This window comes from Georhizobium profundi, from assembly GCF_003952725.1.
Lineage (GTDB): Bacteria > Pseudomonadota > Alphaproteobacteria > Rhizobiales > Rhizobiaceae > Georhizobium > Georhizobium profundi.
Genome location: NZ_CP032509.1, coordinates 2,495,844 through 2,521,172, shown reverse-complemented (window position 1 = coordinate 2,521,172; position 25,329 = coordinate 2,495,844). Strand labels below are relative to the sequence as shown.

27 protein-coding genes are annotated in these 25,329 nt (G+C 62.1%); 4 read left to right on the top strand and 23 right to left on the bottom strand.

Going from position 1 to position 25,329, the window contains the following annotated elements:
* Positions 1-3 precede the first annotated feature (3 nt).
* From D5400_RS11980 to D5400_RS11935, 10 genes are all read right to left on the bottom strand, one after another.
* The gene (locus D5400_RS11980) at positions 4-1,695 is read right to left on the bottom strand and encodes a hydantoinase B/oxoprolinase family protein (protein ID WP_126010230.1); all 1,692 of its coding nucleotides are present in this window, start codon (positions 1,693-1,695) and stop codon (positions 4-6) included.
* Entirely contained in the window at positions 1,692-2,567 is an 876-nt protein-coding gene (locus D5400_RS11975; protein WP_126010229.1) for an isocitrate lyase/PEP mutase family protein, read from the bottom strand. The genes D5400_RS11980 and D5400_RS11975 overlap by 4 nt, the downstream gene beginning before the upstream one ends.
* The gene (locus D5400_RS11970) at positions 2,564-3,085 is read right to left on the bottom strand and encodes a LeuD/DmdB family oxidoreductase small subunit (protein WP_205665462.1); all 522 of its coding nucleotides are present in this window, start codon (positions 3,083-3,085) and stop codon (positions 2,564-2,566) included. The genes D5400_RS11975 and D5400_RS11970 overlap by 4 nt, the downstream gene beginning before the upstream one ends.
* Positions 3,082-4,347: a 3-isopropylmalate dehydratase large subunit gene (locus tag D5400_RS11965; RefSeq protein WP_126010228.1), complete on the bottom strand. Its 1,266-nt coding sequence runs from the start codon at positions 4,345-4,347 to the stop codon at positions 3,082-3,084. The genes D5400_RS11970 and D5400_RS11965 overlap by 4 nt, the downstream gene beginning before the upstream one ends.
* 3 nt (positions 4,348-4,350) lie before the next feature.
* Positions 4,351-5,106 (bottom strand): ABC transporter ATP-binding protein, encoded by a 756-nt coding sequence (locus D5400_RS11960; RefSeq protein WP_126010227.1) that lies wholly within the window; start codon positions 5,104-5,106, stop codon positions 4,351-4,353.
* Complete coding sequence (locus D5400_RS11955; RefSeq protein WP_126010226.1) at positions 5,099-5,854, bottom strand: ABC transporter ATP-binding protein; 756 nt, start codon at positions 5,852-5,854, stop codon at positions 5,099-5,101. The genes D5400_RS11960 and D5400_RS11955 overlap by 8 nt, the downstream gene beginning before the upstream one ends.
* Complete coding sequence (locus D5400_RS11950) at positions 5,847-6,824, bottom strand: branched-chain amino acid ABC transporter permease (RefSeq protein ID WP_126010225.1); 978 nt, start codon at positions 6,822-6,824, stop codon at positions 5,847-5,849. Before D5400_RS11950 ends, D5400_RS11955 begins: the two co-directional genes overlap by 8 nt.
* A 6-nt stretch (positions 6,825-6,830) precedes the next feature.
* Positions 6,831-7,703 (bottom strand): branched-chain amino acid ABC transporter permease, encoded by an 873-nt coding sequence (locus D5400_RS11945; RefSeq protein ID WP_126010224.1) that lies wholly within the window; start codon positions 7,701-7,703, stop codon positions 6,831-6,833.
* An 82-nt stretch (positions 7,704-7,785) separates the two neighbouring features.
* On the bottom strand, positions 7,786-9,027 hold the full coding sequence (locus D5400_RS11940; protein WP_126010223.1) for an ABC transporter substrate-binding protein: 1,242 nt from the start codon (positions 9,025-9,027) through the stop codon (positions 7,786-7,788).
* Positions 9,028-9,060: 33 nt separating this feature from the next.
* Positions 9,061-9,942: a GntR family transcriptional regulator gene (locus D5400_RS11935; RefSeq protein WP_164527874.1), complete on the bottom strand. Its 882-nt coding sequence runs from the start codon at positions 9,940-9,942 to the stop codon at positions 9,061-9,063.
* 89 nt (positions 9,943-10,031) lie between these two features.
* Between D5400_RS11935 and D5400_RS11930 the strand changes: the two genes are divergently transcribed.
* On the top strand, positions 10,032-10,619 hold the full coding sequence (locus D5400_RS11930) for a tautomerase family protein (RefSeq protein ID WP_126010221.1): 588 nt from the start codon (positions 10,032-10,034) through the stop codon (positions 10,617-10,619).
* 872 nt (positions 10,620-11,491) lie between these two features.
* On the opposite strand, the gene D5400_RS11925 is transcribed toward D5400_RS11930, so the two are convergent.
* The 6 genes from D5400_RS11925 to D5400_RS11900 form a co-directional block, all read right to left on the bottom strand.
* Complete coding sequence (locus D5400_RS11925; RefSeq protein WP_126010220.1) at positions 11,492-12,361, bottom strand: Crp/Fnr family transcriptional regulator; 870 nt, start codon at positions 12,359-12,361, stop codon at positions 11,492-11,494.
* A gap of 85 nt (positions 12,362-12,446) precedes the next feature.
* Positions 12,447-12,869, bottom strand: a complete 423-nt coding sequence (locus D5400_RS11920) for a CBS domain-containing protein (protein WP_126010219.1) — start codon at positions 12,867-12,869, stop codon at positions 12,447-12,449.
* Positions 12,870-12,922: 53 nt separating this feature from the next.
* Positions 12,923-13,531 (bottom strand): PDZ domain-containing protein, encoded by a 609-nt coding sequence (locus D5400_RS11915; RefSeq protein WP_164527873.1) that lies wholly within the window; start codon positions 13,529-13,531, stop codon positions 12,923-12,925.
* Between the two features lie 239 nt (positions 13,532-13,770).
* On the bottom strand, positions 13,771-14,169 hold the full coding sequence (locus tag D5400_RS11910) for a phasin family protein (RefSeq protein ID WP_245451281.1): 399 nt from the start codon (positions 14,167-14,169) through the stop codon (positions 13,771-13,773).
* A 594-nt stretch (positions 14,170-14,763) separates the two neighbouring features.
* Positions 14,764-14,997, bottom strand: a complete 234-nt coding sequence (locus D5400_RS11905; RefSeq protein WP_126010217.1) for a DUF378 domain-containing protein — start codon at positions 14,995-14,997, stop codon at positions 14,764-14,766.
* A gap of 279 nt (positions 14,998-15,276) precedes the next feature.
* A complete protein-coding gene (locus D5400_RS11900) occupies positions 15,277-15,978 on the bottom strand; it encodes a VIT1/CCC1 transporter family protein (RefSeq protein ID WP_126010216.1) in 702 nt (233 codons plus the stop codon).
* Between the two features lie 309 nt (positions 15,979-16,287).
* Between D5400_RS11900 and D5400_RS21560 the strand changes: the two genes are divergently transcribed.
* Both D5400_RS21560 and D5400_RS21860 read left to right on the top strand, forming a co-directional pair.
* The gene (locus tag D5400_RS21560) at positions 16,288-17,322 is read left to right on the top strand and encodes a hypothetical protein (RefSeq protein WP_245451280.1); all 1,035 of its coding nucleotides are present in this window, start codon (positions 16,288-16,290) and stop codon (positions 17,320-17,322) included.
* Positions 17,220-17,606, top strand: coding sequence for a lysylphosphatidylglycerol synthase domain-containing protein (locus D5400_RS21860; RefSeq protein ID WP_425364925.1), 387 nt, complete (start codon positions 17,220-17,222; stop codon positions 17,604-17,606). Before D5400_RS21560 ends, D5400_RS21860 begins: the two co-directional genes overlap by 103 nt.
* 57 nt (positions 17,607-17,663) lie before the next feature.
* Here the strand turns inward: D5400_RS21860 and D5400_RS11885 are convergent, their stop codons facing one another.
* Both D5400_RS11885 and D5400_RS11880 read right to left on the bottom strand, forming a co-directional pair.
* Entirely contained in the window at positions 17,664-18,197 is a 534-nt protein-coding gene (locus D5400_RS11885; RefSeq protein WP_126010213.1) for an Hsp20/alpha crystallin family protein, read from the bottom strand.
* Between the two features lie 146 nt (positions 18,198-18,343).
* On the bottom strand, positions 18,344-19,405 hold the full coding sequence (locus tag D5400_RS11880) for a DUF8173 domain-containing protein (protein ID WP_126010212.1): 1,062 nt from the start codon (positions 19,403-19,405) through the stop codon (positions 18,344-18,346).
* A 244-nt stretch (positions 19,406-19,649) separates the two neighbouring features.
* Between D5400_RS11880 and D5400_RS11875 the strand changes: the two genes are divergently transcribed.
* Positions 19,650-19,925, top strand: a complete 276-nt coding sequence (locus D5400_RS11875; RefSeq protein WP_126010211.1) for a BON domain-containing protein — start codon at positions 19,650-19,652, stop codon at positions 19,923-19,925.
* A gap of 418 nt (positions 19,926-20,343) precedes the next feature.
* On the opposite strand, the gene D5400_RS11870 is transcribed toward D5400_RS11875, so the two are convergent.
* From D5400_RS11870 to D5400_RS11855, 5 genes are all read right to left on the bottom strand, one after another.
* Entirely contained in the window at positions 20,344-20,937 is a 594-nt protein-coding gene (locus D5400_RS11870; protein ID WP_126010210.1) for an NAD(P)H-dependent oxidoreductase, read from the bottom strand.
* A gap of 83 nt (positions 20,938-21,020) precedes the next feature.
* Positions 21,021-22,214, bottom strand: a complete 1,194-nt coding sequence (locus tag D5400_RS11865) for an efflux RND transporter periplasmic adaptor subunit (RefSeq protein WP_126010209.1) — start codon at positions 22,212-22,214, stop codon at positions 21,021-21,023.
* Positions 22,215-22,217: 3 nt separating this feature from the next.
* On the bottom strand, positions 22,218-23,780 hold the full coding sequence (locus D5400_RS11860) for an ABC transporter permease (protein WP_245451279.1): 1,563 nt from the start codon (positions 23,778-23,780) through the stop codon (positions 22,218-22,220).
* A complete protein-coding gene (locus D5400_RS21555; protein ID WP_245451278.1) occupies positions 23,723-24,571 on the bottom strand; it encodes an ABC transporter permease family protein in 849 nt (282 codons plus the stop codon). Before D5400_RS21555 ends, D5400_RS11860 begins: the two co-directional genes overlap by 58 nt.
* The gene (locus tag D5400_RS11855) at positions 24,572-25,279 is read right to left on the bottom strand and encodes an ABC transporter ATP-binding protein (RefSeq protein WP_245451277.1); all 708 of its coding nucleotides are present in this window, start codon (positions 25,277-25,279) and stop codon (positions 24,572-24,574) included.
* Positions 25,280-25,329: the final 50 nt, after the last annotated feature.

Genomic DNA, 25,329 nt, shown 5'->3' with positions numbered 1-25,329 from the left:
CCATCAGGCCGCGTCCTTCTTGTTCGACTGGAAACCGTAATCGCGTTCGGCCGCTTCCTCGCTGACGAAACCGAGTGCCACGTCACGTTCGATGGCTGCCCGATCGCGCTCCGCCGGATCGCCGTAACCGCCGCCGCCCGGCGTCTCGAGCCTGACCTTCTGGCCGCGCTTCAGCTTGATGCCGACCATCTTGGACGCCATGGGCGGGGTCTTCTCGCCATCGGTCTGCTCGTAGCTGAAGCGATTGAGCGCCGCATCGCCGCCGCCGACGACGCCTTTCGGCGCAAAGCGACCGCGCTCACCGAAGAGGAAAACGTCAGCCTCTTCCTCCAGCAGCTCCAGCTCGTAAACGGCGCCCAGTCCGCCGCGGCTCTTGCCGGCTCCGCCGGAATCTTGGCGCAGCCCCCATTGCGTGAACATGATCGGATAGGCCGCTTCGAGGATCTCGAGCGGCGGGATCGTCGCTGTCGAAATCGGCGCGTTGCCGTGGTTCAACCCATCACCTTCCGGGTGACCACCATGGCCGCCGCCGAAGAAGGAGAACATGACCCAGCGCTTCTTGTCGGGACCGCGATAGCCGGCGAGCGACAATGCGTTGATCGTGCCATAGGCGCAGCCATTGGACCGCTCAGGCGCAATCGTCGCAATTGCCTGGAAGACCACGTCGATCAGGCGCAGGATCGTTTCGGTATAACCGCCAACCGGCTTCGGCGCGCGCACCGAAAGCAGGCTGTCTTCGGGGATCACGAACTCGACCGGCTCGAGCACGCCCGCATTGGCGGGCACGTCGCCGAAGATGTGCTTGAGCGCCACATAGCAGGCGGCAATGGTGGTGGCGCGCGAGATGTTGACGGGGCCGGCGCAGGCTGGAGACGAGCGGGAGAAATCCATCACCATGCGCTCGCCTTCGATCTTGAGATCGAGCGCGATGCGCAGTGGTTCGTCGACAATGCCGTCATTATCGAGAAAATCCTCAGCCGAGACGGTGCCCTGCGGAAGTGCCTTGATCTCTGCCCGCATGAGTTGGGCCGCGCGCGCCTTCAGTTCGCCGAGCGCCGCCTCGACTGTGCCGTCGCCATAGTCGGCAAGAAGCTCCTCCATGCGCTTGACGCCGAGCGCGAGCGCGTTGATCTGGCCGTTGAGATCGCCGAAGAGCGAGTTGGGCAGGCGTGAATTCGACGACAGGATATCGATGACGTCCTGGCGCAGTTCGCCCCTGTCGTAGAGCTTGACCGGCGGGATGAGCATCCCCTCCTGGAAGCTTTCCGTCGCGACCGGATTGTAGTTGCCGGGCACGTTTCCGCCGACATCGTGCCAATGGCCGACCGAGGCGAGGTAGCAGAATACCTTGCCATCGCGGAACAAGGGACGCACCAACCTGAAATCGGACAAATGCGTGCCGCCGGCATAGGGGTCGTTGAAGATCCAGACGTCGCCGTCCTTCGGGCCACCGGATTTTGCTGCCTTCTCGATGACCGCCTTGACCGCAAAGGCCATGACACCGACGAAGATCGGCAGCCCGGACTTACCCTGGACCAGAGTGTCTCCGGTGACCGCATCATAGATGCCGTGCGAAGCATCGTGGGCCTCGGCGATGATGGGGTTGAACGCAGAGCGGAACAGCGTCGCATCCATCTCGTCTGCGATCTGTTCAAGCCGTCCCTTGAGGATGGCGAGAAGAACGGGATCGATCATGGTTCGAACCTCTTTTCGTCATAGGCTGCACCCGCAGCCAGCATCTCGTCGGTGCCGACAACGGCATTGATGCCGGCGAAATCGTACATGTGCTGCTTGAACGGCGCGTTGGATCCGTGCGCCAGCAAGCTCTCGAAATAGGCGCGCATCGTGCGTGCCACCGCGCGGGTCAGCCCGCCGGGGAAGATGACGAGCGAAAAGCCGATTGCTTCCAGGTCGTTGGCTGTCAGCGTCGGCGTCTTTCCGCCTTCGACCATGTTCGCCATCAGCGGAACGCGTGAGCCAAGGGTGGACACGATGGACTCCATCTCGTCGACCGACCTTGGCGCCTCCACGAACACGACATCGGCACCCGCTTCCGCATAGGCCGCGCCGCGGTCGAGCCCAGCCTGGAACCCATCGACACCGATCGCGTCGGTGCGCGCGATAACGACAAAATGCTCGTCCTGACGTGCATCGGCCGCAGCCTTGATCTTGCCGACCATCTCGCCGGTGGACACCAGCGATTTGCCGTTCAGATGCCCGCACCGCTTGGGCATCGTCTGGTCCTCAATCTGGATTGCGGCAGCGCCCATGCGTTCGAACATGCGCACCGTGCGCTGCACATTCAGTGCATTGCCGAAGCCTGTGTCGCCATCGACGATCAGCGGCAGCGAAACCCGCTCGCAGATGGCGCCGACCGCATCGGCCACCTCACTGACCGAAACGAGCCCGATATCGGGTCGGCCGAAACGGGTGTAGGCGAGCGAAGCGCCCGACAGATAGATCGCCTCGGCACCGGACTGTTCGGCGACGAGCGCAGACAATCCATCATAGATGCCTGGAGCGACGACGATGCGCTGCTCTGCGAGGCGCGCTTTGAGGCGCGTCATAATGCAGTCTCCTTCGGGCTGGCGCTTGCGGCGAACCGCTTTTCGAGATGAGGAACGAGGCCGCCATCGGCGATCATGTCCAGGAGGAAATAGGGCAGCGGCTCGAGCGCGATCCGCCCGGTTTGCGTGAGAAGCGCCGCGCCATCGATATCGATTTCAACCGCGTCGCCGGGACGGAGCATGGAGGTGTCTCCCGTCGCGATGAACACGGGAAGACCGAGATTGATCGCGTTGCGATAGAAGATGCCTGCAAAGGATCGCGCGACGACTGCGCCAACGCCAAGATGGCGGAGTGCCTGCGCGGCTTGTTCCCGGGACGAGCCCATACCGAAATTCTTGCCAGCGACGACGATGTCGCCCGGCTGCACGGATGATGCGAAGTCAGGGTCCACAGCCTCGAGGCAATGGGCGGCGAGCGCCTCGATACCGCCGCCCATGTACTGGCCAGGGGCAAGGGCGTCGGTATCGATGTCGTTGCCGAAAACGAAGGCACGGTGACGGGGGACAACCATTGTCATGCCCCGACCTCGCGCGGATCGACGATCCGCCCGGCGAGAGCGGAAGCGGCAACCGTATAGGGTGAACCGAGATAGACCTTCGACGACTTCGCGCCCATGCGGCCACGGAAATTGCGCGCCGTCGTCGAGATGCACGTCACGTCCTCGCCGAGACGCGCCGAGCCATAGCCCGCGCAGATACCGCAGGCATTCGGCAGCACCTTTGCCCCAGCATCTTCGAGTACTTTCATGATGCCCTCGTCGGCGGCGCGATCCTGGTCGCGCTTCGACGACGGTGCGACGAGAAGCTCGACGCCCTTTGCAAGCGTGCGCCCGCGAAGGATATCGGCGGCCGCCTTGAGGTCGGTGTATTTCGCCCCGGTACAGGCGCCGATATAGGCGACGTCGATGTCCGTCGGCTCGTATTCATCGACAGGGGCCGAATTGGCGGGAGAATGGGGCGCGGCAACCTGGGGCACGAGTGTCTCCGCATCGAACCGGTGAAGCTCGTCCGGAACCGCATCAAGATCCGGTTGCCAGTGCGCCGGATCGGGCAAATCGGTCGCGCCATGCTCGGCTAGCCACGCCATCGTCGTTTGATCAGGAGCAATCAGACCCGCCTGGGCCCCCAGTTCGGCGGCCATGTTGGAGAGCGTCATCCGCTCCTGCATGCCGAGCCCGCGGACAGTTTCGCCGGCATATTCGATGGCCTGATAGCGTCCGCCATCCATGCCGAGCCGGCCACACATCGCAAGCAGCATGTCCTTGGCCATCAAGCGCGGCCCGAGCGTTCCGGACCACTCGATGCGGATCGTCTCCGGCACCTTGATCCAGATCTCGCCGGTTGCCAGCACACCTGCCATCTCTGTCGCGCCGATACCGAACATGTAGGCACCGAAGGCGCCACCGGTCGGCGAGTGGCTGTCACCGCCGACGACGAACATTCCAGGCTTCAGATGCCCTCTCTCAGGTAGCACGACGTGGCAAATGCCTTCGCCATCATAGAAGGTCACGCCCTTCTCGGCTGCCCAGCGGCGGGTCAGTTGCAGGATTGCAGCGCCCTCTTCCGTGTCGCCAGGCACGTAATGGTCGGAGACGAGGACAACCTTGTCCTTGTCATAAAGGCCGACACCAAGACGCTTGAGGATCGGCTCGACCCGGCGCGGCCCGCCGGAATCGTGGATCATGGCGAGATCGACCCGAGCCGTCACCACATCGCCCACTTCGACATGGCTGCGTCCGGATGCACGCGCAATGATCTTCTGTGCAAGACTTTGAGGCATCTCTCAGATTCCCAGATAGGACCGCTGGAGGTCGGGATCGTCCATCAGTTCTTGGGCCGATCCGGAAAGGCTGATCGCGCCATTCTCGAGCACGAATCCATGATCCGCGATTTCAAGCGACTGAACGACGTTCTGCTCCACGAGCAGGATTGTCAGACCCTCTTCGTTCAGGCGCTTGATGAGATTGAACATCTCCTCGACCAGAAGCGGAGACAGTCCAAGAGACGGTTCGTCGAGGATGAGCAATCTCGGCTCCGCCATCATGCCTCGGCCGATCGCCAGCATCTGTTGTTCGCCACCCGAAAGCGTGCCTGCTTTTTGGGAAAAACGCTCCTTGAGCCGCGGGAAGACGCCGACCACCTTGTCGATATTGGCGTCACGATTGGCGCGTCCCCGGCGATAGCTGCCAAGCACGAGGTTCTCGTGGACCGTCATGTTCGGGAAGATCAAGCGCCCTTCCGGCACAAGGCTGAGCCCTGCATCCACTGCAGCCTCCGCCCGTCCGCCGGGGAGTTTGCTTCCCTTGAAGACGACGTCGCCGGACCAGGGTTTGATCAGACCCGACACAACGGCATTGAATGTCGTCTTGCCCACACCGTTCGACCCGAGCAGCGCGACGATCTGCCCTTTGCGGATCTCGATATCGATGCCGCGTAGGACCTCTACTGCGCCATAGCCGGCTCGAAGCCCTTTGACGCTGAGAACAGTCTCGGTCGAGGCCGTTGGCAACGGCCGTTCAACGATTGCAGCGTCAGGCATGAGCCGGCTCCTTCTTTGCCTGGGCGCTGAGCCGCGCGGCCATGCCTGGGCCGAGATAGGCTTCGATGACGGCCTTGTCCGCCGCGACCGCGCGCGGCGGTCCCTCGGCAATCAGTCGTCCCTGGTTAAGCACCCAGGTGTATTCGGAAAGCTGCATCACGGCCTGCATGACGTGCTCGATCAGCAAGATGGTCACGCCGCTGTCGCGCACCGCCCGAATGACGGGGATGACGTCGCGGATCTCGCTCGGATTGAGACCGGCAAGGACTTCGTCGAAAAGAACGAGCTTTGGATCTGTTGCGAGCGCACGAGCGACTTCGAGCCGCTTGCGACCAGCAACCGTGAGACTTGCTGCATCCATATCGAGCCTGTCGCCGAGCCCTACCTTTTCAGCCACTTCGGCAGCGCGATCCAGCGCATCCCGGCGTGACGCGTGGCGCAGATGCGCGCCGACGGCGATGTTCTCACGCACCGTCTGGCCTGCAAAAGGCTGGACGATCTGGAATGTGCGCACCATGCCGGCCTGCGCGATATCGCTTGGTTTGGCACCCATGATGTTCTTGCCATCGAACTGGACCGTGCCACCGTCCGGGCGATGGAAACCGGTGATCAATGCGAAGAACGTCGTCTTGCCGGCGCCATTGGGTCCGATGAGCGAGACGAGGCTGCCCTGCTTGACTGAGAGCGACACGCCATCGACGGCTTTCAACCCGCCGAAGGATTTGGTGATCCCGTTGACCTCAAGCATCGGCTGCCCTCCGCGATCCGAACAGTCCACCGATGCGACCGAAGATGCTGATCAGGCCGCGCGGCAGGAACATGACGACGAGAATGAGCAGCAGGCCATAGATCGCGAGCGCGATCCCCGGCACGTCGCCGACAAAGTGACGGGTCGTCTCCGCAAGCAGATGGGTAACGGCTGCACCGATGAGCGGGCCGAAAAGTGTCCCCATGCCGCCGATGATCGGCACCAGCAGGGATTCGATCGACACGGCTGAGCCATACGCAATCGCGGGATCGAGATAGAGATAGAACTGGGCGTAGAAGACGCCCGCGAGGCCGGAGAAGAAGCCGGACAGGGCCGCCGCCTTCATCTTGGTCGCGAAGACATCGACCCCGAGCGCGCGTGCCGCGTCTTCATTGTCGCGTACGGCCTGCAGCCATGCGCCGAAGCGCGAGCGTCCGAGCCACCACACGGTCAGGAAGCAGGCAAGGCAAAGGGCCCAGATCAGCCAGAAATAGCCGACATTGTTGGCAAACTGCATGTTGGCCGGATCACGGCTGAGCGGGATCAGAATGCCGACCCCTCCCCCCGTGAACGAGACGGAATTCGACAGGATGCGCAGCACCTCGGCAAAAGCGAGCGTCACCAGCGCGAAATAGGAGCCGCGTAGACCGTAACGGAAGCTCGCAAAGCCGATGAAGAGCGCAACGCCCATGGCGAGCAGCCCGCCGATGAAGAGCCCGATCCAGGGATTGATGCCGTATTGCAGCTGCAGGACGGCGACGGAATAGGCGCCCGTACCGAAGAAGGCTGCATGGCCGAAGGAGAACTGGCCGCCATAGCCACCGAGGATGTTCCAGGCTTGGCCCAGCAGCGCGACATAGAGGATCAGGATGACGGTGTTGAGCGTTGATTCACGCGCGATCCAGAAAGGCGCCGTGCCGATGATAGCGAAGACGATGAGGAGCGTCAGGAGTTGGTTGCGATTGATCATGCCGCCTTACGCCTTGTGTCCGAGAAGCCCGGTGGGGCGGAAGAGAAGGATGAGGATGAAGATGGCGAAGATGCCGAACTGGCCGAGGCTATCCCCCAGGAAGAGACCACCCATCGCTTCGACGACGCCGATGATGAGACCACCGATCATGGCCCCGACGAAGGATCCCATGCCGCCGAGCACCACTGTCGTGAAGGCGATCAGCACGAAGCCGTAACCGACCTGCGGGTTGACGTAGTAGCTCGGCATCAGCAGGCAGGCGGCGACGCCGAGACAGGCGATGCCGATGCCGAAGCTCATGGCAAAGACATGATCGACATTGATGCCGACGAGGCGTGCGCCCTTGCGCTCCTTGGCAAGCGCACGAATGGCTCGACCAAGGTCGGTCCTGGACATGAAGGCCCAGAGAAGGCCGGCCGTGATAAGGGCACCGAAGAAAGCGATGACCTTCGGCAGCGGCAGGAAGGCACCGGCGAACTCGACCACCTCAAAGGAATACGGCGTGTCCACCGTCCGCGTGTCGGAGCGGAAGAAGTAGAGCGACATGTTCTCGATGATGATCGAGAGCCCGAGCGTCACCAGAAGGATGTTCTCGTCACGACCGTGGCTCGCCTTGCCGATGATGCCGCGCTGCAGGCCGTAACCGATCACGAACATTGCCGGCGGCACGATGAGGAGTGCCCAGTAGGGATCGATCCCGAATATCTGGTTCAGGAAGAAGACGCCGAAGAGTGCCAGCATCAAAAGCGCGCCATGCGCGAAATTGATGATGTGGAGAACGCCGTAGATCAGCGTCAGGCCGAGCGCGACGAGCGCGTAGAGCGCGCCCGTCGTGAGGCCGTTGATCAGCGACGGAATGAGAATGACCGGATCGACCATGACACCTTTCCAGTGCGTGGAGGATGAGCGGGAGATGGTCGCGGGACGGCGCTGCCGCCCCGCACTATCGGCGAATTGGCGTTTAGCCAGCCGAAGGCATTGGGAAGACCGCTTCCGCCGAAGCGAACTCGGCTGGCAGAACGACCTCGATCCTGCCGCTCTGCACCTGCGTGTTCACCGCCTGCGCGCCCTGGTTCTGGCCGTTAACGATCTCCGTCGGGCCATAGGGCATGCCGTGATTGTCCCAGGTCGAACCGTTCAGCGCCTCGATGACCGCTTCCTTCTCAGTCGAGCCAGCACGCTCGATCGCGTCCGCCAGGAAGGCGACTGCGTTGTAGGCGCAGAACACTTCGTAGGTGTAGAAAAGGTTCTTGGCCTCGGCAGCTGCACGGCGCTGCAGCGCTACTTCCGAGTTCGGATCGTACCAGTGGTTGCAATCCATGATGAACTCAGCAGCTTCCGGGAATTCCTGGACGAACTGCACGTTGGAGGCTGCGCCGCCCAGAACCGAATAGATGCCCTTGGCCTCGATGCGCTGTTGGCGAAGCGTACGCGCGAGGAGCACGTATTCGTTGTAGTAGTTCGCCGGGATGATGAGATCGGGCTGCAGCGAACGCAGCTGGAGCGCAATGTTGGTGAAGTCGCGCGTCGGGTTCGCGTGCCGGATGACGGACAGGACTTCGATGCCGATCTTCGGCAGTTCTTCAGTCATCAGATTGGCGGTACCGGTGCCGAAGAGCGATTCTTCGTGGATGATGACAGCCGTCTTCGCAGGGCTGTTCGCCGCCTTGTTGATCTCATCCAGGCGGGCGACGGCCGACTGCGCCACGGCGCCGTAGCCGGGCGCGAAGCGGAAGGTGTTCGTCAGGCCGCGATTGACGATGTCGTCGGCGACGCCGACATCCACCACATGCGGCGTGTTTGTCTTGGCGGCTTCCTGCGTGGTGGCCAGCGAAATGGCAGAGGAAAAGCCGGCGACGATGCCGACTGCGCCGCCTTCGATCAGGCGCGCGGTCTCCGATGCGCCAAGTTCCGGCCGGCCCTGGCTGTCGGCCAGCATCGCTTCGAGCTGCGCGCCGCCGAGCGACTGAATGCCACCGGCCGCATTGATATCGGCGATGGCCAGTTCGGCGCCAGCGCGGCATTGGGTGCCCGAAAAGGCAATGAACCCGGTAACGGGGTGCACGAGGCCGATGCGGACCGGATCAGGTGCCTGCGCGCGCAGCACGGCCGGAAACCCCGTTACGCCGGCGGCAAGGGCCGCTGCGCCTGATCCCGCAATGAAGGTGCGGCGCTTGATGCTGAATGGTGTCTTCTTGGTCATGGTTGTTGTCCTCTCTGGCAGGTTTGCTTCTCTTCAGCCCCGGTTGTTTTTATTGTTTGGGGCGATCTCGGGCGGCATGTTCGGCGTCTCCGACTGCCAATGCATGCCTTCGCGCTTGTGAACGCGCTTCAGGTTCATTTCGAACTGATACTTGTCGGGCCGGTAAAGCACGCGGATGTATTCGACTGGCCGGGCGCGCGTGTCTCGCACCACACGCTTGACATCGATGAGCGCTGATCCGGCATGGATCGAAAGCGCGCTTGCGATATCAGGCTCGGCCAGCGCAGCTGACACCGTCTGGCGCGCATCCGCCACCTTCACGCCAGAGCGCTCCAGAAGCGTGAGCAGCGCGAAATTTCCCATCTCGTCGCGATCAAACGAGCGCCCGATATCCTCGGGAACGAATGTCAGGAGGTGCGACATCGGCTCGCCGTCGAGATAGCGCACGCGCACCGTCCGCTGCACGGTCGTTCCCGCCGGAATTGACAGCGCCTGCGCCACATCGGGACTGGCAGGCACATAGTCGAATTCCAGGACCGCGACGTCGGTCGCAACGCCCATCAGCGATATGTTCTCGAACCACCCCTCGACCGACGTCTTCAGCGTAGGCGGTGGCGGCGTATCGGATACGCGGGTCCCACGGCCACGCTCGCGTACGACCAGACCCGCATCGGCCAGTTCATTGAGAGCGCGCTTGGCGGTAATCCGGGAGACATTGAAGAGCTCGGCCAGCTCCTGCTCTCCAGGCAACACAGCCCCAAGCTGCAGTTCGCCGGAAAAGATCTGATTGCGCAGGATGACCAGGATCTGGTGGTAAAGCGGCACACGCGAGGCCGGATCGATGCGCGAGCGGCGGGACGACGCTGTCGCCGGCTTCCGCCCATGTGCCTCATCGATCTCTGTGCGACTGACCACCGAAAAACATCCAAGCTGCTGTCGTTGACTATTGATATAACAATATATCATTATGACAAGCATCAAAATTTCGTCGGGAGCCGATTTTCATGCCGATTGTTCGCACGACGCTGATACGGGGGTATTCGGAAGAGGTACGGGTCAGGCTCGCCGAGCGGCTGACGGATGCCGTCGCCGCCACGCTCAAGGCGCCGCTGGATGCAGTCACCGTGGCGTTCGATGAGGTCGACGCAACGAACTACATGCGCGGCCGAGTGCCCAGAACGCCAGGTGAAGCATTGCGCCCGGCAAGCGACATCGTCCTTCACTTTCTTCGTCTCATGGAAGACCGCGATCTCGAAGCCGCACGCCGCCATCTCCATCCGGATTTCAAGATGGTTTTTCCAGGCCCCAGCCATGGCACCGCGTTGACGAAGCTCGAAGAGCTCGTCACATTTGCGGCACCGCGCTACCGCTTTGTGCGCAAGACGATCGAGACCGTCGACGAGAGCTATCGCGGCACCGTCACGACCGTCTTCGTTACCGGGACGCTGAACGGCGAACGCCTCGACGGCAGCCCTTTTGAGGGAGCCCGCTTCATCGATCGCTTCGAGGTTGAGGCAGAACGCATCCGCCGACAAGACGTCTGGAACGATCTATCCCTTACCTTAGCGAGTACTCCGGAAAGCCGCGGCTAAGCTGCCTGCGATCAATATGCACTTTTCTGCCCCGACGCGACGCCCCTCAAGTCTCGATCTCGGCAGAAGCCGACTGTTCAAGCAAAACCAAATCAGTCTTGAGGTGTGGCGGCGAACTCGGGGCGGGATCCGCGCGGACTGGCCAAATTCTTTCGCACGAAACTTATCTATAAAGCTCTTTCCGCGACGTCGCCGAAAGCCGTAAGCACAATATTGGCCACCAGCGATTTAGTTACCGTCAAAAGCCAGTGCTTGACGACATGAAAGATCGTTATGCGGTTCGCACCCGCCGAAAGTGCTTTGGGATGCACCAAGCTGGGAGTGGTTCAGTCGGAGATATTTGGCCGCCGCACCCTGTCATAAAGGGCGATTGTCCGACGGCAAATCAGCGACAGCTTTCAGGGCGCGGACGCAAATATCTGAACGGCCGACGTGAAATCGCAAGAGACCATCAAGATCTGCCTGCGCATGATGGCAGCTATTCGGGCCTCGCCGCCCAATAGCGGAAGGTCGGGAATCGGCCCCGAATCTGCCTCGGCATATTATTTCCGAACCTCGCTCGTTGAGCACACGCCAAGGACTGCGACAGGGTGATTAGGAGACTGGCAGGTTTCGGCGATCGACCTGCGAAAACGCCTCGTTTATCCGCCATTGAGCGAAATCATTATGCGAGGCGCCAAGGGCGTATCTTCTTCGGGTTGCAGCAAGGTTTGCGGTCGAGGCACAGGGAGATAATAGGAGAAGAATTATTCTTGCTCAGACGGCGTTCACCCACACTCGAAGTTCCGTTTCCCCATCAGCTGTCTTCATCTTCATTTCGCTCATGACTCGAACGATCCCAAGGAAACAATGCCGGCGGGGCGTCGCAGGGGCTATCGGCTAGTGTGAAGGTTCTGCCCGATATTCGGCAGTCTTGACGCGATCCCGAGCTGCTCAGGTTCATGTTGCGACAAGCTAGCGAGGCGGCGAAAATCCGTGACCTCGATGTGCCTGGAGTGACTGCCCTCGAGTATGCCGGCTCTTTTCATGGCCTGCATGGCACGGCTGACCGACTCGACCGTCGTTCCCAGATAGGCGGCCATGTCCCGGCGGCTGACGGGGATGTCGAGTGCGCCCCGGTCGCCCGCGTCCCTCGCACAGAACATCAGCAGAAACGTTGCGACGCGTTCGAGGACGCTCTGCGTCGCGAGCAGCAGCATCCAATCTTGGGCAGCATCGAGCTGGTCGGAGACAGCGAGGAGCATTCGGCGCTCGATTTCTGGAAATCGGTCCATGAGGCTTTCGAAAGGCTGCCTCTTGAAGGAGCATACATTGGCATCGCTCGCAGCCTCGAGGCTGACACGCGATGTTGCGCCGTCGAGCCGTCCAAAGACATCCGACGGCAACAGCAGGCCGACGATCTGGTGTCGACCGTCGCGCAGCGTCTTGTTCGCCCGGACGACGCCTTCGAGAACTGTCCCGATGATGTGCACCTCTTCGGCCTGGGCGACGATGGTCTGGCCCGCACGGTATGATCTGATCCGCGCCAGCTTCGACAGTTCATGCCTGGCCTCCGGTGACAGCCCGGAGCAAAAGCCGCATTTCACCTTTGTGCAACGATGAAGAGCTGTGACATTGGTGAAAGGGTTGTGGCTGCTCATAACGCCCTCATCCGTCAGAACGACGTCTGATCTGCCACCCAAGCCATGATCATCATACAACTTTGAAGGGCTGCGGTCTTGAGCAAAATCGACGGCGATCAACAACGATCGCTGCGATAATCCGCATGGGCACCAGGCCGGGGCGGGACGACGGCCCCGGTCCGTCGCATGAAGCTGCGACCGAAGCTCAGTGCATGTGCGGCGAGGCAACAGCCTTCACGAGCTCGCCCGAAAGCTCCCGGCTTGCGTGGTGAGACACATCGCTGAGGGACAGCATGCCGACGAGCCGCTTGTCCTTGTCGATCACGGGCAAACGCCGCACCTTCTTGTCCTCCATGAAATGGATCGCATCCTCGATGCTCTGATCCGTCTTGCAGTAGACGATGCCCTTGGTCATCACGTCGCGCGCCTTCAACTTGCCGGGATCGCGCCCGTTCGGCAGCGCCCGCAGCACGAGATCCCGGTCGGTGATCATGCCGATGAGCCGATCGTTCTCGCCCACGGGTATCGCGCCAATGTCGTCCTTCTTCATCATCGCAGCGATCTCGGTGATCGGCGTGTCCGGTGACACCCAGGTCGCTCCCTTGTGCATCGCTTTTTCGATGTTCATGACCGTTTCCTCCAATCTCTGAGCAAGTAGCTGAACTTCTGACCCCGCGCCCCTCAGACGATTGCGATGAAGATCATGCCGCTGTCGCGCATGACCTGCAGCAGCAAGGCATTCGGGCTGGAGCGCGCGATCGACAGAACCTCATTGGGCGCATCGACGGGCTGCTGGTCGACGCTGACGATGACATCGCCGACCGAGAGACCGGCACGACCTGCGGGACCATCAGGATCGATGTCCGCAACGCGCACGCCTGCTGCATCGGAGGGACCCGTATCCGTCGCCTCCAACACCACGCCGGCCAGCAGCGGCACGTCGGCAGGAACGCTCAGTCGCTGATCGGCTGGCTTCGTCAGTTCGGCTGTCAATTGCATTGTATCACCATTGCGGACGAGGTAGCTCTGCAGTTGCGAGCCGATCCGGGCCAGCCCCATGTGAAGTTTGAGATCGGCCACCCTGCCCACCGGCTCCCCATCGACGCCCACGATGACGTCGCTGGCCCGTATGCCGGCCGTTTCCGCCGGAGAGCCGGCTGCCACCTGGTTGACCAGCGCGCCCTCGGGCCGGTCAAGACCGAGAGCCTCCGCGAGGTCCGGCGTCACGTCCTGGATGGTAACTCCGAGCTGGCCGCGCTCGATCTCGCCCCGATCGATGAGTTCGCGCATGACTAGCTTCGCCATGTCGATGGGGATGGCGAAGCCGGTCCCGACATTGCCACCAGCGGGGCCGATGATGGCGCTGTTGATCCCGACGAGTTAGCCCTGAAGATGGACGAGCGCGCCGCCGGAATTGCCTGACCCTTGGGGATAGTCCACCGGCCGGACGGACCGCCGGCCGGCATGCATATCTTTTGAACGCGGCGATGGCCGACGCCGGGCGCGCGCGACGCTTCTCGCCATGTCGGCTAGCTGATCGTGCGGGCAGCAAAATCCTCAGTTGCGCCATCGGTTTCCTTGCGCACCCGCTTTGCGGTATCGGCAGCGAGCTTTGACCCGAGCGTCGCGAAGCGGCTCGCTTCGGTCGCGTATTCGTCGGCGGCGCCTTGCAGGAAGGCGCTCATGACGTCGAAGGCCTCGGTCAGCTCGTCGCTTTCGACCAGGTCGTCGACCAGTTTCAGATCCTTCTCGCAACGATGCTTGAAGAAGCTCAGAAGTTCGATCTGATAGCGCACACTGGCCTTTAAGGCCTGAGCCTGCAGCCGCATCGCCGTGACCGCGAATTTCTGGGTGCCGATCATGAAAGGCGGCAATTCAGCCGCAGATGTCTTGGAATGCTTGGGCAGTCCAATGGATGCGTTGGACATCTTAATACTCCCTGGTCAGGTTCTGGTTCCCCAGGTTACGTCTCCCTCGCCCATGGAACCTTCCAGTGGGCCTGATGATGCGCAAGCATACGCGGTTCTACCGAGCTCTTGGTTGATCCAGGTCAATGACGATGATGGCTCACTTGCTCAGGGTTTGGCCCTGCAAGCCCAATCCTCTTGACGAACAATGATGTGAGGACCATCGCATGACCCCACGAACACAGAATTCGGCGCTTGGCCCCTGCCCAGCCGTGACAATCTCCGCTCTGGCGGATCTCGGACTGTCCCATCAAGCCTTGGCACGATATTTCCGTCTTCGACCGGAACAAATCCGCGAGGCTGCGGAAAGTGCATGGTCATGCTCTGGCGTGCGCGACGACCATCAGCTCGAATTCCATTTCATGCGGCAAAGGGCCAACAGAGTCCCAACAACGCGAGGATGATGTGTCATCCTGATGTGGAAACAGTCGGCGGGGGCGATGGCACCTTGGGCTGCCATCGCCGCTCATACAAACACAAACCTAAGGTGTGCCGTTATGCAGAGCACGCCGCCGGTTTCTTTTGCTCACGTCCGCCTGAACTTAAGCCTGGACCTCAGCGTATCGAATGGCCGCGTTCGGCAGCTGCCTCGTCCATGGCAAAGCTGTTGAACAGCGGGATCAGCTGCCAGATGGCGGCCAGGCCGATCAAGACATAGACCAGGCGCGACAGGTTGGAATCTCCGCCGAAGGTGTCAGCCACCAGGTCGATGTGCAACAATCCGAACAGGCCCCAGTTCAAGCTACCCAGGATGACCAGCAGCAAGGTGAAGACATTCAACGCTCTCATGGTTCACTCCATGATCTGAACAGACGTCATCGGCTGATGACGCAGCGTTGGACTAGCAGGACCGTCCACGCGTTTCGTTGATGCGTGTCAAATATGGCGATGAAGCCGTGACCGGTCGGCACCCGCGCCCCAGCTCGTAAGCGATCAAGCGCATCCAAAACAGATGAGAGACACACCGAAAAGCGAGGCTTCTCGGGCAATCTGGGAATGGAATCGTTCGGCGCAAACCCGACGGCGGCGCAGAGGCAACATCTCTCCCACCCTAGCAGCTTCGGCTCGCTAACCCACCGCGACACCGAACAAGGCTCCGACAGCGGCGGTCGCAGCCATTGCGAGGGCGCCCCAAAGGGTGACCCTCAGAGCGCCCCACAGGACACCTGCGCCGCCGGCGGAGGCACCCAAACCACCAAGCAGCGCGAGACCGACGATCGTCGACACCGCCACCCACAAACCGATCGATGTTGCCGGCACCAATAGAACGACAATCAGCGGAACGACCGCACCCGTTGCGAATGTGAGGGCCGACACCAGGGCCGCCTGGATCGGGCGGGCTGTCACGGTTTCGGAAATACCGAGTTCGTCGCGAGCATGCGTTCCGAGCGCATCGCGCTCGGTCAGCTGAGTGGCCACCTTTTCCGCCAAGTCACGATCGAGCCCCCGGTCGACATAGATCCGGGTAAGCTCTTCGAGCTCCGCCTCGGGCATCTCCGCCAGTTCGCGCGTTTCTCGTGCAAGATCGGCCTGCTCCGCATCGGTCTGGGAACTCACAGACACATACTCGCCTGCCGCCATAGACATCGCACCCGCCACAAGGCCGGCGAGCCCGGCGACCAAGACCTCCGGCTTTCCAGACCCCGCCGCGGCGACACCGACGACCAGGCTCGCCGTCGAGACAAGGCCGTCATTGGCTCCCAGAACGGCCGCCCGCAGCCAGCCGATGCGATGCACCATGTGAATTTCCGAATGCGATAGGCGGCTCATGGGGTAGCTCCTTGCTCTTTATCGGATCGCCCGAGTGACTTCCCTTCGACGCATCTGCCAGACATTCCCAAGGCCGCTTCATTTCGGCACCCATGCCCGCCTCCGACCTCTTGCACTGCCGATAGCTCGGCCCACTGGGAGCAACACGTCGAGCCCGCCTGGTCTTGCCGACATCTCGTCCGCGCACGGTCCGATCCCGCTGTTCTTGCCAGGGCGTCGACGTGGTATGCGGATGTCCGACAAGCGCAAGGATGGGTCCGTTCCGAGATGGATCGCCCATGACATCGCGTCTCCGATCGACGAGGGTCAATGCATGTTCGCTCCCGCCTCTGCTTGATGGCGAACGTCGCGGCCAGCCTCGCCGCGGGGCAAGCGGCGGGTCTCGATATGGATCGGAAGTGGACGTTCAACCTCGGATATTTCATCGTCGCGTTCGCGCTGCTCCTCCTCTTCCAGGCTTGGCTGGGTTCGCGCGATGTGGCGCAACTCACATACTCGCAAGCTGTTCAGGACGCCAAAGAAGGCAAGATTGTCAATGTCACCATCACCGAAACGCTGATCGAGGGTCAGTTCAGGAGCCCGATAAACGGCCGCGATTGCTTTGTGGCGCAACGCGTCGATCCGGCGGCAGCCGAGATCTTTGAAAGCCTCGGTGTCGACGTCGCCCGGCGGCTCCGACAGCAACTGGTTGACCACTCTCGCGTCCTGGGTGGCACCGACGCTGATCTTCTTCGGCATCTGGCTTCTGATTTCGCGCAGCATGGCTCAAGCCCAGGGATTGGGCGGATTGGTGAACATCGGGAAATCGAAGGCCAAGTCTCCGGTACCGTCCTCGTGGCGCATGGCCTGAAGCGGCGAAGGGTTCCGCCATCACTTGTCAGCAGCTGCATGGTGGTCGAAGGAATCTCCTGCTACGCAACCTATGCAACCGTCGCCTCATTCAGTTTCCTGCTGGTGCTGGACCGTCACTTGGAACAATCTCGGCGGTCCCTCATGCTTCTGTTCGTCACCGCGCTTACAGTGCTTTCCCTTGCCGCAGCGATCCTGCTGGCCCGCGGTGGATGGCGGTCAGAAGCCGACAGCGCCAGCCCTTGGTCACGGATCGAATCCATTATCAGCCAAGCGGATCGTCGCCTGCTTCTAGACGTCCGGCTTCTGACGGAGACTTTTCTGTTTCAGACTGCGATATTTGGCTGCCACGTCCTGACGCTTTTCGCCGCGGGAAGAGCCGTTGGCCTCTCATTCGCCCTCGAAGCGGCATTCTTAGCTTCGGCCTCGCGAGCGTCGCTGCGACATTTTCACCAGTCCCTCTCGGGCTTGGCTTCTTCGAGGGCGCCTGCGTAGGCCTGCTGCATTCCATGGGAAGCGATCTCGAGCCGGCAATTGCCGCAACGCTCATTCCACGAGGCTTCACGCTTTGGCTTCCGACGCTGCCGGGGCTCTGGTTCATTCGCCAAGAGACACGGTCCGCTATCCCCCCGCCACAGGACACCATCTCATCGACCATGCACGCGCCGAGAAGACGGGGCGGATCGAGGGCCTCCTTTCCGACAATGACCAAATGCTCGCCATGTGCCGAAAGATCGGCTTCAGGATTGAGGTGCACCCGGACGAGCCCGGAACGATGAAGGTCACGCGCGATCGTTCCGCTGAACTCCTCCGCAAAGCCAACAATCGATTGTCGATCAGGAGGCCCTGACTTCAATCTTCTTCTCCGCGTTTCGTGCCTCGGCTGATTTGGGAAGATGAAGTGTCAGCAAGCCCTTGGAGAAATTCGCATCGATCCTGTCGGTATCGACGCCCTCCGGAACACGGAAGGAGCGTTGAAACGACCCGAAGCGCCTTTCGGACAGGAAATAATCTTTGTCCTTCTCTTCCTTCGATTCCGATTTCTCACCTCGTATGGTGAGCAGGTGGTTGCTGAGCTTGATCTCGATGTTCTTTTCATCGATGCCCGGCAATTCCGCCGTGATCTCGTATACCGCATTCTTCTCGACGAAATCGAAGGCCGGGTTCATCGACCAGCCATCCGTCGCCCTTGGAATGTCCATGGCGAAGGAGGAGCGGCGCGTCGGCAACGGCCATCCGAACGGCCTGAAGTCCTCGAACAGCCGGTCGATCTCGCGGCGCAGGCTGTCGAAGGGCATCCAGTCGTTTTCATTGGAGGGAACCGAAGTCTTTTCGGTTTTGACAGGCATTTTTGTAGCGGCTTCAGCCATGATACTCGTCTCCAATATCGTGACGCGGCGGATATCCGCCGCTGATGGTGAGATTGTCTGCGAACGCACGGAAAGCGGCATTGATCGCCGTCAAAGCTCGTCGCTTGCGCTGCACTTTTTCCGATGCCCAATGACATCGGTGGCCGTCAGGTTGGCTCACCTGGCGCAGTCTCGCTTGGCGCGCGGCTTACCCGCTCCGCGCCATATTGCATGAGGGCGCCGAGCCCAAGGAAGATGACGGTCAGATTGGCGAGCCATCCGAGAAATGGGATGAAATTGAGGAGCGCCAAACAGATCAGGCCGATCGTCAGCCGGAAAAGCTGGCCCAGTGGCCGAGTCGGCGCCGACGAGAAGGCGTGAGCGATGCTCCAGGTCAGCGCGTGGACGCCCAGCAGATAGCCGACCACCCACACCACCAGGATCGACAGGACCACGATCGGGATCAAGGGAATACCGACCAGCGTCATTGCGCTGACCGGGATGAGGCCGATCAGCATAGAAAGGCCGAGGCCCCCGAGAAGGATCGAACGAAACGGGTGGCGTACCGTCTGAGCACGGAGTGTGTCGGTGGTGCGCGGCGCGAATGCATGGGCAATCGCCGCGACGAGAACCAAGAACGCGATCGTCAGCACGAAAAAGGCGAGAACGCTGAGGATCGATGGCCAGATCTCGCGAAAAGGCTCGTGGAGACGGCTCCGCATCTCGTCCATCATGCCTGGCAAAAGTTTTTCATAGCGCACCCGCTCGGAGGGTACCACGCTCGACGGGATGTCGATCGGCTTGGGCGCGGAATAGGTCAATGTGCCGCCGATCCGTGCCTCCTTGCCAAAGGCTATGGCTCCTGCGGCCAGGTGCGCATCGCCGGCGATCGTGCCGTTCAGTTGCAGCGATCCGGCGGTTGCCATCAAACTCCCCGCGATCGGGCCGTCCAACCGCGCCGAGCCAGCCGTTATGCGGGCGTTTCCCTCGACTTCAGCGCCCGATCTCAATTCCAGATCACCCGCCGAAGCGGTCAGGTCGGAGCCGACCGGGGCGTCGATCTCGACCGAAAATCCGGCCGCATAGAGGTCGGCGCCCACCGGGCCATCCAGTTCCACATCAAAGCCGATCGCATGGAGGTCGCCTTCCACGCGGGCGCTCACCCGCGTCGAAAATCCGGCAGCGAACATGTCGCGCGTGCTGCCGGCGCTTGTGTCCACCGACGACATCGAAATGAACCTGTCACCTCCGACATCGATGGGACCCTCCTGGGCGTGCGCGGCCCCAGCCACAAGCAGACCCAGGCAAAGCAGCGCCCCGCTCGCGCTTATCCATGGAAGTTGTTTCACGACACGCTCCGACTTTGCGCCTGCAACTTCGAGAAGCATCTCACAGCCAGTTTCGACCGCCTTGACGCGCGTCAATGGCCGGTACGTCGCAGACGGCGCATGAGCGCCGGTTTTTTAGGCTGCTTTGAAGAATCGCTTCGACGGCGCTCGACCGCAGGCCGACCGCGCCGCGGTCGCGGGAAAGCCACGGGCGGAGGCGACCGACATCAAGAAGCGCATCGAGGATGTCTTCAAGCGCGATGCCGAACTGGAGGCCCAAACGATCCGGGTCGACGTTCACGACGGAAGAGTGACGCTGGAGGGCCATGTGAAAGTGTGGACCGACCGGCAGGCCGCTGAACGCGCCGCATGGTCGGCGCCGGGCGTGACGGCCGTTGAGGACCGCATCACCCTGGCCTGACGCATCGGTCAGCCCGTCGGGCGACCGGCCAACATACCGCGTACGACCTTCGTGTCGCCGGCAGCCCGGCGCTAAAGCCGGACACCGCAAGCGGCCAGACATATTACATCCGCAGGCCCTGGCTCCGCGCCGCAAGAGTCAATTTGTTGCCCCCCGCGAACATCTGTTTCGACCGCCGCTGGCACCGCTTCGTAAGATCGGGCAGCCCTTCAAACCATCCGCGGGCACGGGTGGAGATCGGAGCGACAGGCCACAGGTCAGGTTTGAGATAGTGCACTCTCAGGTTCGGCAGCGTTCCGGTCTCGATTGTTAAGCTCATTAAGCTCAGGAAATCGTTGGAGATTTGGGCCAACCGTCCGGAAACGTTCCAGATCGAAGACTGGAATAGTGAAGCAATTCGACCACAAGCGGTTTTCCTTCAGCTGGCCGTTTCGCCCATCTTCCTCATTGCGACCAACCAGGATTTGCGCTTCTGGACACTCACGCCGTCTACCATGCCGAACAACGACTCCCGTACGGGCTTGATCCCGACGAAGCTGAGCACGTTGCGCCTGAAGCCGGCAATGCCGTGGCCGAGATACCAAAAGCGGTAGAAGAGCGCTGGCATCCCCATCGTCACCACCACCCGGGCACTGCGGCCGTCGAGCAAGGTCTTTGCGAAGCCCGGCTTGCCTTTCTCAGGATAGGCGAAGGCCAATCCTGGCCGCATCACCTGTTCGAGGAAGCCCTTCAGCAGCGCTGGCATGGTACCGAGCCAGAGGGGAAAGATGAAGACGAGGTGGTCGGCGTCCTGGATTGCCCGAGCGGCGTCCACCAGGGTCGGCGGCGGAGAAGAGGCTTCAAACTCTGCCGCGGAGCGCAGCAGCGGAAAATCCAACGCTGCGATATCGATTACCCGGACAAGATGTCCGCAGCTTCGCGCACCCTCAGCGTAGTACTGAGCCAGCGCGCGACAGAACCGCTGGGGATTGGGGTCGGGGTGACCGACGATGATGAGGACTTTGCGCGGCATAGGCGTCCCTTAAACGTGACCACCTTGTCGTCAGTCGAACCGTTCTGCCTTGATCTCAATCAACGGCCGCCGAGAAGGAACGCTTAATCGCGCATCTCGACCATTCGTCCGTCATAGAGCGCATCGGTCGGATGAAGCACGATTTCGTCACCTGCCTGAAGTCCGCCAATCACCTCGCCGACCTCTTCGTTCATGCGGCCGACGGTAACATCGGCTGCTTGCGCCCTGCCGTCCGCGAGGCGGAAGACCTGCCAGTGGTCGCCGACGCGGAAGAGCGCGCTGATGGGGAGCAGAAGGCATCGCGGACACTCCCAGGCCACGATCTCGGCGACGACGCGAAAGCCGTGTCCGAGACGGGGCTCCGGTCGCTCAAGATCTAGGATCGCATGAACCCGCTGTTCCTCGATGCCTAGCGCGGACACCTTGGTGAAAGCGGCCGGATCGACCCGCCGCACCGCAGCGGGCAGGTGTTCCTGCCCTCCCCAACCGACGATGCGGGCCCTGGTGCCAGCTTTGATACGCACCGCGTCATCTGTCAGGAGATCGACGACGATTTCGAGATTGGCGGTGTCGCCGGCATCCAGGATCGGCGCCCCTGGCGTGACTGCCTGCTCGCTTCGGGCATGGATGGCCAGCACCGTTCCCGACACGGGTGCGCGCAGCTCCATGCAACACCCCTCGTCTGCTCGCGTGGCTGTCGGTTGCGTGAGGCGTGCCTCGGCGCTCGACAATTCCGCACGACGCAAGGCAACCATCGCCTGCGCAGCCTCTACCGCCGCCTTTTCGAGCGCGACTTCGTTGGTGAAGCGCTCCAGTGCGCTTTCGGAAATGACACCGGGCCGGAAGAGCTTCAGCGCCCTTGCCTCTTCGTCTTCGGCGAGCTTCAGCGCCGTTTCTGCGCGCCGCAGATCGCCCTCCGCGATTCGAACGGCGGAAATCGCTGCCTCGCGGGCCGATCGCAGTTCGGCTTCGGACCGAAGGTCGATGAGCGGCGGATCGAGAGGATGGATCGCAGCCACGACCGTCTTGCCCGCTTCCACACGATCGCCCTCTTGGAGCGTCGCGCGGGCAAGGTGACCTGCGATGGGCGCAGAGACGGTATACACATCGCGCACGCGCGTGACGCCCTCCTCGCGAACCAGCACTTCCATTGGGCCCTGCCTGACGATGGCGACATCCACCTGCACCGGCTGCTCGCGAAGCGCCCACCATGCGGCACCGGCAAGACCGAGCCCGACAAGCCCATAGACGATCCGTGTCGGCCAGCGTTTGCGCATCGCTCAATCCCTCGTCTTCAGAACGCGGACCAGATCCAGCCTGTCGATGCGCAGCCGGACCACCAGTGCCGAAAGAGCAGCGATCAGCAGCACCACGAGGCTCGCGATGGCGAAGGTCGATCGGTCGATGACAAAGGGGATGCGGAAAAGATCGCTTTCGAAGCCGCGCACGACGCTCCAGGCGAAGCCCGATCCCAGCGCCCAGCCGAGTGGCTGCGCCAGGAGAACGATGATGGCGAGCTCGAGCAGAAGCACGGTCGACACCTCGCCATTGGTGAAGCCCAGCACCTTGAGGCTGGCGAGATCACGCGCGCGTTCCGACAGATGAATGCGCGCGGAGTTGTAGACCACGCCGAACGTGATGATCACCGCAAGGCTGACATAGACCGTCGTCATGATGGCGATGTTGCGTTCGATGGTTTCCTTGAACTTGCGGCGCGCCTCGATCTGCAGCGCCACCGATCCGATGGCGGGCGTCGATTTGACCGCGGCATAAAAATCACCGAGCCGCGTGTGATCAAGCGCGACGCGCGCGCCGGTTCTTCGGGGGCCCATGCCGATGGTACGGTCGAGGGCGTCGGGCGCCATGAACACGGCCAGTCCGACATAGCTTTGTACCACCGAGACCACGGGGAGCGCGACCGTGCGTCCTGGATACTCCAGGAAATCGGCTTGGACGAGGTCGCCGACTGACAGATGCAGGATGGAGGCGACGCGTTCGGAAAGGGTCAGTCCCGTGGGCGGCGGCACCACGGGATTAAGATCACGATCGAGCACACGCACCAGATCGGCATCCGGGGCGACCGTTGCGATGAGCAGCCTGCGCTGGCGGTGTCCATTGGTCAGCGTGACAGGCGCCGCGCGGAAGCTCTCCACCCTCAAGACACCGGGCAGACGCGCCACTTCCCCTGCCGATGTGCCTGTCCGCTCGCCCGAATAGATCAGCGTCGCATCCTGCCTTTCGGTGCGGAAGAAGACGTTTTCGACCATATTCGCCACGGAATCGAACGAGAATAGCGCCGTCACCAGCAAGGCGGTGGCGAACGACGTGCCGAGCGTGGTGAGGCCCGACCGCAGCGGCCAGCGCAACAGATGGCGCAGCGCCATCAGGGCGAGTTGCGACATCATCCGGCTTAGGCGCCCGCCGATCACCCGGCGATAGACCGTGGGTGCCGGGGGCTGCATCGCCACCGCAGGCGGCAGTCTCAGCACGCTCCAAATTGCCTGCGCGCCACCGCCAAGGGCGGCAACGCCGCTCACGGCAGCCGAGACGACGTACAAGTCGGCGCTTTGGCGAAATACGAGAAATGGAAAGGAAAAGAACTCGCCGTAGAGCCTGGTCAGCCCACGCCCCATGAGCGTGCCGGCGACACCTCCGATGACGATACCGGCGAGACCGATCGCAAGCGTCATCTTGGCATAATGCCAGGCCACGGCCGGTGCTCCATAGCCGACCGCCTTCATCAACCCGATCTGCTCGCGCTCCAGTGCGATGAGGCGCGCGAGGATCATGTTGACCAGAAACGCCGATACGAAGAGGAACACCGGCGGAATGACGGTCGCCATGGGCGCGGTTGCACCAGTTCGTTATCAAGGAACGCGTGCGACGTCTGATCCTTTCGCTCGATCCCGCCGGTGCCGCCATAAGGCGCCAGCAGATCGTCGATGCGGTCGATGATCTCTGGCAGCTGGGCGTTGCGCTGGGTGCGCAGAACGAGATCATTGAACGCCCCTTGCATGCCGAAGAGCCCTTCGAGATCGTCCCGCGGCAAGTAGATGACGCCGAAGCGACGGGCTTCCGGCACCATGTCTCCCGGACCGAGCGCATAGACAAATTCCGGCGACAGGACGATCGCCGTCACGGTCAGCCGCCGCTTGCGGCCATTGAGGATCGCAGCGAAGTGGCTGCCGGGCACGAGCGCGTGCGCTTCGGCGAAGCTCGCGAGCACGGCGGCCTCGTCGCTTTCCGCCTCAGGCCACCGCCCGGCACGCAAATAAAGCCGGTTGACCGGCCCTTCGACGCTCGCCGGCAGCGAGAGAACGGTCGCGGAGGCCGGCTCTCGCATCCCTTCCATGTCGAGAATGGCGGTTCTTGAAATCCGCAGGTCCAGCGCCGCGACGCCGTCCAGACCTGCGAAGTCGGCCTTCAGCGAGAGCGGTGCCCTCGTGGCATGGGCGAAGACGGTGGCGAAGCGGTAGCGATCGTAAAAGGCGCTTCGCGTTTCCTCCAGCGAGCGATAGGCGCCGATCGAGAGAACGATGGTCGCGACCCCGCACGCCATCACCAGCGCAACGGCAAGCACCTGTATCCACATGCGCCGTAGATCGCGGACGAGCTTGCGGTCGAGCACTGCCATCTACCAACTCACCTGCGACACTTCCAGGCGGCTTGCGTTGCGCTGATGGTCAGCGATCCTCCCGTCCTTGAAAGTGAAGACCTGATCGGCGACCGCACGGATCACGGCGTTGTGGGTGATAATCGCGATCGTCGTTCCGATGTCGCGATTGATCCGGGTCAGCGCCTCGAGAACGATGATCCCGGTCTTGGAATCGAGGGCCCCGGTCGGCTCGTCGCAAAGCATGAGTTCCGGACGCTTGGCGATGGCTCGCGCAATCGCGACGCGTTGCTGCTCGCCGCCGGAGAGTTGCGCCGGGAAATGGTGCATCCTGTCTTTCAGGCCGACCATCGCCAACGCCTCGTCCGGCGCCATGGGCTCCGGGGCGATCTCTGTGACGAGCGCGACATTTTCCAAGGCGCTCAGGCTCGGGATGAGATTGTAGAACTGGAAGACAAAGCCGAGGTGCTCGCGGCGGTAGCGCGTCAGCGCCCGATCGCTCGCCTCCGTGAGTTCAGTCCCATTGAACCAGATACGGCCTGAGGTCGCCCTGTCCAGACCGCCGATAAGGTTGAGCAAGGTGGATTTGCCACTTCCCGATGGTCCCAGCATGACGGCGATTTCGCCGCGCTCAAGCGACAGGTCCACGCCGCTGAGTGCCGACACGTCGACTTCGCCCGAGCGGTAGATCTTGGTCAGCTTCTCGACCCGGATGACTTCCTCGGTCACGGCGGCAGCTCCAACGAACCGCTACCATTGCGCGAACCGCCATCCCACTC